The sequence below is a fragment of the Haladaptatus sp. W1 genome, from assembly GCF_001723155.1.
GTDB classification, from domain to species: Archaea; Halobacteriota; Halobacteria; order Halobacteriales; family Haladaptataceae; genus Haladaptatus; species Haladaptatus paucihalophilus.
In genome coordinates this window covers 1-8,844 of record NZ_MEIH01000282.1, presented here as the reverse complement: position 1 = coordinate 8,844, position 8,844 = coordinate 1, and the positions used below count along the sequence as shown (strand labels likewise).

The 8,844-nt window shown below is 63.3% G+C and carries 9 protein-coding genes and 1 pseudogene; 5 read left to right on the top strand and 5 right to left on the bottom strand.

The window, feature by feature from the left end:
• Positions 1-109: 109 nt before the first annotated feature.
• On the top strand, positions 110-757 hold the full coding sequence (locus BG842_RS13340) for a helix-turn-helix domain-containing protein (RefSeq protein ID WP_083252520.1): 648 nt from the start codon (positions 110-112) through the stop codon (positions 755-757).
• 57 nt (positions 758-814) lie between these two features.
• A complete protein-coding gene (locus BG842_RS13335; RefSeq protein WP_069451108.1) occupies positions 815-1,159 on the top strand; it encodes a hypothetical protein in 345 nt (114 codons plus the stop codon).
• 13 nt (positions 1,160-1,172) lie between these two features.
• Here the strand turns inward: BG842_RS13335 and BG842_RS13330 are convergent, their stop codons facing one another.
• From BG842_RS13330 to BG842_RS13310, 5 genes are all read right to left on the bottom strand, one after another.
• Positions 1,173-1,373: a hypothetical protein gene (locus BG842_RS13330; protein ID WP_069451107.1), complete on the bottom strand. Its 201-nt coding sequence runs from the start codon at positions 1,371-1,373 to the stop codon at positions 1,173-1,175.
• Positions 1,374-1,402: 29 nt separating this feature from the next.
• Entirely contained in the window at positions 1,403-1,588 is a 186-nt protein-coding gene (locus tag BG842_RS13325) for a hypothetical protein (RefSeq protein ID WP_069451106.1), read from the bottom strand.
• An 87-nt stretch (positions 1,589-1,675) separates the two neighbouring features.
• Positions 1,676-2,545 (bottom strand): succinate--CoA ligase subunit alpha, encoded by an 870-nt coding sequence (gene sucD / locus BG842_RS13320; protein WP_007980342.1) that lies wholly within the window; start codon positions 2,543-2,545, stop codon positions 1,676-1,678.
• Positions 2,542-3,684 (bottom strand): ADP-forming succinate--CoA ligase subunit beta, encoded by a 1,143-nt coding sequence (gene sucC / locus BG842_RS13315; RefSeq protein WP_007980340.1) that lies wholly within the window; start codon positions 3,682-3,684, stop codon positions 2,542-2,544. Before sucC ends, sucD begins: the two co-directional genes overlap by 4 nt.
• Positions 3,685-3,826: 142 nt before the next feature.
• On the bottom strand, positions 3,827-4,498 hold the full coding sequence (locus tag BG842_RS13310; RefSeq protein ID WP_069451105.1) for a glycerophosphodiester phosphodiesterase: 672 nt from the start codon (positions 4,496-4,498) through the stop codon (positions 3,827-3,829).
• 53 nt (positions 4,499-4,551) lie between these two features.
• Here BG842_RS13310 and BG842_RS13305 point away from each other — a divergent pair, with 53 nt between their 5' ends.
• From BG842_RS13305 to BG842_RS13295, 3 genes and pseudogenes are all read left to right on the top strand, one after another.
• Positions 4,552-5,508: an NADPH:quinone reductase gene (locus BG842_RS13305; RefSeq protein ID WP_069451104.1), complete on the top strand. Its 957-nt coding sequence runs from the start codon at positions 4,552-4,554 to the stop codon at positions 5,506-5,508.
• 65 nt (positions 5,509-5,573) lie between these two features.
• On the top strand, positions 5,574-8,456 hold the full coding sequence (locus BG842_RS13300; protein WP_069451103.1) for a DEAD/DEAH box helicase: 2,883 nt from the start codon (positions 5,574-5,576) through the stop codon (positions 8,454-8,456).
• Between the two features lie 176 nt (positions 8,457-8,632).
• Positions 8,633-8,844: pseudogene (locus BG842_RS13295) on the top strand (sodium:phosphate symporter); the annotation flags it as partial.

Genomic DNA, 8,844 nt, shown 5'->3' with positions numbered 1-8,844 from the left:
AAACCATTCAGTTTCAACACCACACACACAAAAACCTGCAAATCTTGGAACGAAATCGAAAATTGGCGATACCATGAAAGATTTATCTCCTCACCGTTTGGGAGGACATGTGATAATCGCCGAAATCACCATGCAAACACCTGTTCTCGAATCTACACTTGCGGCGCATCCCGACGTGACTATCGAGGTGGAGCGCGAGCGGAGCGTCGGTTCGGAGGAAACCGTCCAGTTGTTGTTCTGGGCTCACGGTGACGACCACGACGGGTTCGAAGCGGCCATGGCGGACGATTCGTCGATTGCGGAGTTCGAACAGCTCGCCGAGGACGACGACCGTCGGCTCTATCGTGCGAACTACTCCGAAGCGGTGAGTGCCGCGTCGTCGAATCAGGTGTGGGTCGACCTCGGCGGCGTCCTGCTGGATGCGGTCGGGACGCGGGACGGGTGGGAGGTCCGATTCCGGTTTCCCGACCGCGATGCATTCGCTTCGTTCGTCGACTGGTGGCAGGACAACTACGACACCCTCTCCGTCGATGCGCTGTACAGCAGCGGGGACGACTCCGGCGGGATGGAGTTGACGGAACTCCAGCACGAAACGCTCCGCCGGGCGCTGGAAGCAGGGTATTTCGACGTACCGCGACGGACGACGCTCGAAGAACTCGCCGAGGAATTCGACATTAGCGCGCAAGCACTGTCGGTCCGCCTGCGTAAAGGGACCGCCGCGCTGGTCGAGAACAGCGTGACAGAGGACACTATATAAAGATTTGAGACGTAAACCAGCGGACAAACCCCTCGGGAGGCAAAGGAAGCATGTGTAATGGACCACGGACCCCCACTGAGTCGTTCGTTCGACGTTCTCTCTCATTATCGCCGTCGTCTCGTTCTCTACCACCTTCTCGAAACGTTCGACGGCGCGGTTCACCACGACGCGCTGGCCGAAATTATCGTCAACGAAACGGACGGAATGGAAGTCACGGCCGAGACACACGACCGTGTGATGACGAGTCTCAGGCACGCTCACTTCCCCAAGTTAGCCGATGCGGGACTCATCGAAATCGACCACGAGGAGAACACCGTCCGCTTGCGAACGCTTCCGACGATGGTCGAGCGACTGCTGGACCTCTCTTCAGACTACGAGATGGGCACCCCGAGTCGGCGCTGATTCTGAATATCGATTACCCTCCTGCCGTGTTCCGGTCGTTTAGACGGTGGATGACGACTATCGTGAAGGCAGCGAATCCGGCCACGATGGCGAATAGACCGGCGACCCAAACACCGACCAGTTCGGCGAGATACGGAACGACGAGCAGGGAGAGAATGAGATACTGTCGGTGCTCGATTCGGCGAAGTCGTTTTTGTAGTTCGACATCATCCATACAAAACCGAACGGGTATCGGTAGGAAAATTATTTTCCTCGGTTTCGAGCCTCCCGATAGCTGACGATTCCGGAAAAGAGGACCAACCCGACGCCGATGGCTCCCCCGACGAACAGCACCGGTTTCCCCGAAAAGAGGGACAACGCGAGCGTGAACAGCCCCATCGCCGTCGGAATGGTGCCCCCGACGAGTTGAAGGACGTTTTGGACGACCATCCGACCGACAGTTCGAACGAGCGTTCGACTGACGAGCGATACAGTCGCGGGACAAAAGAAACGAGAATCGAACCGTTCGAGGACTGCTTACAGGAAGTCTTCGATGTTGTCCGCGACTTCCTCGGGGGTGTCGCCGACCGGGACGCCCGCGTCGTTGAGGGCGTTGATTTTGGACTCGGCGGTGCCGGTGCCGCTGCCGGAAACGATGGCACCCGCGTGGCCCATGCGCTTTCCTGGCGGGGCGGTGCGGCCCGCGATGAAGCCAGCGACCGGGGTGTCCATGTTCTCGGCGATGAACGCCGCCGCTTCCTCTTCGTCCTCGCCACCGATTTCGCCGCACATGACGACGGCATCGGTGTCGGGGTCGTCCTCGAAGAGCGAGAGGGCGTCGATGAAGTCCGTGCCGATGATCGGGTCGCCGCCGATGCCGATGGCGGTCGTCTGCCCGATACCGCGCTGGGTGAGGCTATCCACGACTTGGTAGGTCAGCGTCCCCGAGCGGGAGACGAGACCGACGTTCCCGGACTCGAAGATGTTGCCGGGGAGGATACCGAGTTTGGCCTCGCCGGGCGTGATGATGCCGGGGCAGTTCGGGCCGAGCAGGCGCGTGTCGGTCTCCGAGAGGCGCTTGTACACTTTCGACATGTCCTGCGTTGGGACGCCTTCCGTGATGGCGACCGCGAGGTCGAGGTCCGTGTCGAGCGCCTCGAAGATTGCGTCTCCGGCGAACGCGGGCGGGACGAAGATGACTGACGCGTCGGCGTCCTCCTCCTCGACCGCTTCGTTCACGGTGTCGTAGACGGGCACGCCCTGCACTTCCTGGCCGCCCTTGCCGGGGACCGCACCGGCCACGACGTTCGTTCCGTACTCCATCATCTGTTCGGTGTGGAAACTGCCCTCACCGCCAGTGATACCTTGGACGACCACTCGGGTGTCGTCGTCGACGAGAATGCTCATTGTTCTTCCTCCGCGTTTTCGACGGCACGCTGAACCGCGTCTTCGAGCGTCGCTTCGACCTGAACGAGGTCGGTGTTCAGGATGTCCATTCCTTCCTCGGCGTTCGTCCCGGCGAGTCGAACGACGACGGGTTTCGGAATCTCGTCGAGCGATTCGAGCGCCTCGTTGATACCCTTAGCAACCTCGTCACCGCGGGTGATGCCGCCGAAGATGTTGAAGACGACCGAATCGACGTTCTCGTCCGAGAACACCATGTCGAGCGCGTTCGTCACGCGTTCGGCTTTCGCGCCGCCACCGATGTCGAGGAAGTTGGCGGGTTCGCCGCCGTAGTAGTCCACGAGGTCGAGCGTGGTCATGACGAGTCCGGCACCGTTGCCGATGATGCCGACGTTGCCGTCGAGTCGAACGTAGTCGAAGCCGTACTCACCGGCCTTGCGTTCGAGGTCGTCCTCGTAGGAGTCCTCCTCCATCTCGGCGAGGTCGGGGTGACGGAAGAGCGCGTCGTCGTCGATGTTGAGCACCGCGTCGGCCGCGATAACCTCGTCGTCCGAGGTGACCATCAGCGGGTTGATTTCGGCGTCGTTCGCGTCCTTGTCGGACCAGAGGTCGTACAGCGTCGTGAGGACGCCCGCGACGTCCATGGCGATGTCCTTGTCCACGCCCGCGTCGAACACGGCCTTACGAGCCTGGTACGGATGCATGCCGAACGCCGGGTCGATGTGCTCCCGCGCGATGGCGTCGGGCGTCTCCTCGGCGACGGCCTCGATGTCCACGCCGCCTTTCGTGGAGACCATGGCGACCGGTTTGCCCTCGCCGCGGTCCATCGTCACGCCGACGTAGAGTTCGTTGACGAAATCGACGGCACCTTCGACCAACACCTGTTCGACTGTGTATCCCTTGAGGTCCATTCCGAGAATGTCCTCGGCGGCTTCCTCGGCCTCGTCACGGTCTTCAGCGAGTTTGATTCCGCCGGCCTTTCCGCGGCCGCCGACGTGTACTTGCGCTTTTACCGCGACAGGGTAGCCGATGTCCTCCGCCGCTTCGACGACTTCCTCGACACTCTCTGCGAGTGCCGAATCCGGCGTCGGAATTCCCGCGTCGGAAAACACCTCCTTCGCCTGATACTCGTGTAGCCTCATGCGTTCGAAAGGGGGTTTCCGCGCCGCTTAAATCCCGCCGGTTCACGCCCAAGGTGGTTTTTCCCGCGACCGGTTTTGACGTCCGGCCGGATGGTCTATCGTCGGTTATTTCGCCGTATTTACCGCCCTTTTATCGGAGACTTCAGAAGACCGCCGACGTATCTGAAACGATACCATCGACGCCGGCCTCCGCGAGGGTGGCCGCCCCTTCCTCGTCGTCCACCGTCCACGAGTTCACGGTCAATCCGGCCTCGTGTGCTCGCGCCACGAACGACGCGTCGCAGAGGTCCGCTCGGGGGTGCACACACGCGCAGTCCAAATCGACGGCCGTGTCGATGCAGTTCGGCCCGCGCTGGTTGATGTAGGCCAGTCGAACGTCCGCGTCGCGTTCCCGGAGGTTCCGGAGAACGCGCGAGTCGAACGAGGACAGCAGTATCTCGTTTTCGACTGCCCCCACCGCGTCCAGCACTCGGTCCGCCATCCCGACGTGTTTCAGTTCGAGGTTGATGGCCGTCCCCGCCGGAACCGCGTCGAGCGCGGTTTCCAGCGACGGAACCGTCTCGTCCGAACCCTGAATCGAGAGGCCCCGGAGCACCGACCACGGCGTGTCTTGGACCAATCCGTGTTCGTTGGTCAACCGCCCGAGTTTCGCGTCGTGGAAGACGACGAGTTCGCCGGAACCACACCGCTGGACGTCCATCTCGATGGCGTCGGCGCTGTCCGCCGCCCGCTCGAACGCGAGCGGGGTGTTCTCGGGATAGTCGTCGGCGAACCCGCGATGGGCGATGTGGTTCGGCGCGTCGGTTGGGGACATACTGTCACTGTGACCCCTGCGGACTTATTTTCCTTCCCATCGTGACCCCACACATGCGCGCAGTACGCTATCACGAACACGGCGGGCCGAACGTGCTACAGGTAGACGACATCGACCGACCGGAACCCGACGACGACGAACTGCTGGTGGCGGTTCGCGCCGCCGCGGTCAATCCCGTGGACACCTACTTCCGCGAGGGGTCGTACTCGCCCGGCGACCTCCCGTGGATTCCGGGGTCGGACTTCGCGGGCGAGGTCGAAGCCGTCGGCGACGACATCGAGGAGTTCGAGGAGGGCGACCGGGTGTTCGGTACTGGCCTCGGGAACGACCGACCCGGAACGTGCGGGGAGTACGCCACGACGCCGACGGATACGGTCGCTCACCTTCCGAATGGCGTCGGCTTCGAGGAGGGCGCGGCGGTCGCCCTCGTCGGCGTCACGGCGTGGCGGGCGCTCATCGACCACGGCGACCTCGAACCCGCCGAAACCTGCCTCGTGCACGGCGGTAGCGGCGGCGTCGGCCACGTCGCGGTGCAACTCGCGGCCGCGACCGGTGCCCGCGTGACGACGACGGCGAGCGAGGACTACCACGACCGCCTCGAAGCGGTCGGCGCGAACACGGTGCTCGACTACCGCAGGGAGGACCTCGCGGAGGCGGTGGAAGAGGCCGGGAAACCGGACGTCATCCTCGACCACCGGCTGGACGACTACCTCCAGTTCGACGCGGACGTGGCGGCGACGGGTGCCCGCATCGTCGGCATCGGCAACGAGGACGTGGCGGCCGGGTTCGAGAACGTCCCCGCCGCGCGCTCGAAGGAGCTGACGATAACGCTGATGAGCATGTACAATACTCCGGACATTTCGGCGGTGCTGGCGCGGTTGGCCCGACTCGTGGCGGACGGCGAAGTCGTCCCCGAAATCGCCCGGACGTACTCACTGGACGAGGTGGACGAGGCACAGCGCGACGTGTTGGAAGAGAGCTTCCTCGGGAAACTGGTCGTGGAACCCTGACGGAACGACCACACCCACGAGGTAGGCAACGCGCTTAATTCGTTTCGCTCCCAACGAAAACCACGATGCAGGACAGGCAGGCCGCTGGTTCTGCCGCCTTCGCGCGGCTCGGCTCTGAGGTTCGGTCGGCGCTCTCCGAGCGAGGCTTCTCGACGCCGACGGAGCCACAGAAGCGTGCGATTCCGCCGCTCGCGGAGGGAAAGAACGGGCTCGTCATCGCACCGACCGGGACGGGCAAGACCGAGACTGCGATGTTGCCCGTCTTCGATTTCCTTGTCGAGCAACGCTCGACTGCCAGTCAGACCGCGTCTGACGATGTTGCGCGGACCGACCCCCGCTTCGGCATCTCGGCGCTGTACATCACGCCGCTCCGGGCGCTGAACCGCGACATGCGCCAGCGACTCGAGTGGTGGGGCGAGACGCTCGACATCGAAATCGACGTGCGCCACGGCGACACTACGGACTACCAACGCCAGAAGCAAGCCAACGACCCGCCGGACGTGCTGGTGACGACGCCGGAGACGCTGCAGGCGATGCTCACCGGGTCGAAACTGCGGAAAGCGCTGGAAGACGTCCATCACGTCGTCGTGGACGAGGTGCACGAACTCGCCAGCGCGAAGCGAGGCGCGCAGTTGACCATCGGGTTGGAACGCCTGCAGGAACTCTCCGGCGAGTTCCAGCGAATCGGCCTGTCGGCGACGGTCGGCGACCCCGAAGAGGTCGGGAAGTTCCTCACCGGCGACAGGGGATGCGAGATAATCGAAGTGGACGTGGGGAGCAAGGTTGACTTCCGGGTGCACGAACCCAAAATCACGAACGAGGACGAGCGATTGGCGGGGGAACTGATGACGAACCCGGACATCGCCAGCCACGTCCGGGCGATTCGGGACATCGTGGAGACGCACGATTCGACGCTCATCTTCGTCAACACGCGCCAGACGGCCGAAGCGCTCGGGTCGCGGTTCAAGGAACTCGGCGCGAACATCGGCGTTCATCACGGAAGCCTCTCCAAGGAGGCCCGAATCGACGTCGAGGACCGGTTCAAGGACGGAGACCTCGACGCGTTGCTCTGTACCTCCTCGATGGAACTCGGCATCGACGTGGGGCGAATCGACCACGTGGTCCAGTATCAGAGTCCGCGGGAGGTCGCCCGTCTCCTCCAGCGCGTGGGACGGGCGGGCCATCGAATGGACGAGGTGTCGAACGGGACCATCGTCACGTCGAACCCTGACGACGCGCTGGAGGCGATGGCCATCGCTCGACAGGCAACGGACGGCGACGTGGAACCGGCCCACATCCACCACGCAAGTCTGGATACCGTCGCAAACCAAATCGTCGGTCTGGTCATGGACTTCGGGGAAATCGACGCCCGGCGCGCCTACGAAATCGTCACGCGAGCCTATCCGTTCCGCGACTTGGACGAGGAGACGTTCAAGGGCGTCGTGCGGGAGTTGCAGAGCAATCGACTGGTCTGGCTGAATGAGGAGGCCGACCGACTGGAGAAGTCCGGCAAGACGTGGCAGTACTTCTACGCCAACCTGTCGATGATTCCCGACGAGGAGACCTACACCGTCCACGACATCGCCAGCGGGTCGCAAATCGGGACGCTGGACGAGCGGTTCGTCGTCAACTTCGCGGAACCCGGCGAGGTGTTCATCCAGCGCGGCGAGATGTGGCGCATCGCCGAAATCGACGACGACGAGAGTCGGGTCAACGTCTCGCCCATCGAGGACCCCGGCGGCGAGGTTCCCTCGTGGGTCGGCGAGGAGATACCCGTCCCGTTCGAGGTGGCCCAAGAAGTGGGTGAAATGCGCGCCGTAGCGGGACCGCAGTTCGAGCGCGAGGCACCGCGCGAGGGGGTAGCCCGCGAGTTCACGAACCGCTACCCGACCGACCAGCACACCGCGGAATCCGCGCTCTCGCAACTCGACAGGCAGGCCGAGACCGATGCACCGGTTCCGACGGCAGATCGAATCGTCGTGGAGTTCGCCGCCGGGAAAATCGTCGTCAACGCCTGCTTCGGCCACAAGGTGAACGAGACGTTCGGGCGCGTCCTCTCATCGCTGGTCGGCCAGCGAACCGGGTCCTCGGTCGGGATGGACATCGACCCCTACCGAATCGAGTTGGACGTTCCCGCCAAAATCGACGGACACGAAGTCGTCGAAGTTCTCCACGAGACCGACCCCGAGCACGTCGGCCCGCTCATCGAACTCTCGCTCAAGCGCTCGGACACCCTGAAGTTCACGCTCGCGCAGGTCGCCGCGAAGTTCGGCGCGTTGAACCGCTGGGAGGGTAGCGGTCCCGTCTCCATGGGCCGTCTTCTCGGCGCGCTGGAGGACACGCCGATGTACGACGAAGCGGTGCGAGAAGTGTTCCACGACGACCTCGCCGTCGATGCGACCGCGGACCTCCTCCGCGATATTCGGGCGGGCGACATCGAAATCGTCACGACCGGCGGGCGGACCCCGGTCGGAAGCGGCGGGCGTTCCTCGGGACGGGAACTGCTCGCCCCCGAGAACGCCGACGCGAGCGTCATCGAGACGGTCAGAGAGCGAATCCAAAACGACCGCGTTATCCTGTTCTGCCTGCACTGTCAGGAGTGGCAACGCAAGACGGAGGTCGGGAAGGTCAACGACCAACCTAAGTGCGTCCAGTGCGGTTCGACCAGAGTGGCCGCGCTCAATCCGTGGGCCGACGAGGTGGTCAAAGCGGTGCGGGCCGACGACAAGGACGAGGAACAAGAGAAGATGACGAGGCGGGCGTACAACGCCGCGAACCTCGTCCAAAGTCACGGGAAGCGGGCCGTCATCGCGCTCGCGGCCCGCGGCGTCGGCCCGCAGAACGCGGCGCGAATAATCGCCAAATTGAGGGAAGACGAGGACGATTTCTACCGCGATATTTTGGCCAGAGAGCGGCAGTACGCCCGGACGCAAGCGTTCTGGGACTGAGAGAGATTCGAGGCCAACGGTGTAAATTCGTGCGAGAAAATTCCGATTCCGTTCCTATCTTCGATTTATGTCGTTGGTTTCTACATGGGCGTCAGATTCGGGGCAACCATTTAGACGGTCTACGGAGTACGTCCTTCCGGTGGGGACACATTAGTTGGGACTCCGTTCACGACAGATTGCCCGAACAGCCGACGGTAGTCCTCTCGGTGCGACTGCTCGTGACGATACTCCTGTTCCTGTTCGCCATTCGATTGTTGGGGGCAACGACCGACGCGCTCGCGCCGTTCCTCCAGCGAAATCTCCGTCGGGTCGTCGTCGGCGACGCGCCCGCGCTCGGGGCCAGTTGGTTCGCCTCGTACGTGCTGGCGAACGGCTCCATCGTCGCCGC

Coding starts and splice junctions, on each gene's coding strand:
- BG842_RS13335 (WP_069451108.1), top strand. CDS start 815: ATGGACCACGGACCCCCACTGAGTCGTTCGTTCGACGTTCTCTCTCAT.
- BG842_RS13305 (WP_069451104.1), top strand. CDS start 4,552: ATGCGCGCAGTACGCTATCACGAACACGGCGGGCCGAACGTGCTACAG.
- sucC (WP_007980340.1), bottom strand. CDS start 3,684: ATGAGGCTACACGAGTATCAGGCGAAGGAGGTGTTTTCCGACGCGGGA.
- BG842_RS13300 (WP_069451103.1), top strand. CDS start 5,574: ATGCAGGACAGGCAGGCCGCTGGTTCTGCCGCCTTCGCGCGGCTCGGC.
- sucD (WP_007980342.1), bottom strand. CDS start 2,545: ATGAGCATTCTCGTCGACGACGACACCCGAGTGGTCGTCCAAGGTATC.
- BG842_RS13330 (WP_069451107.1), bottom strand. CDS start 1,373: ATGGATGATGTCGAACTACAAAAACGACTTCGCCGAATCGAGCACCGA.
- BG842_RS13310 (WP_069451105.1), bottom strand. CDS start 4,498: ATGTCCCCAACCGACGCGCCGAACCACATCGCCCATCGCGGGTTCGCC.
- BG842_RS13325 (WP_069451106.1), bottom strand. CDS start 1,588: ATGGTCGTCCAAAACGTCCTTCAACTCGTCGGGGGCACCATTCCGACG.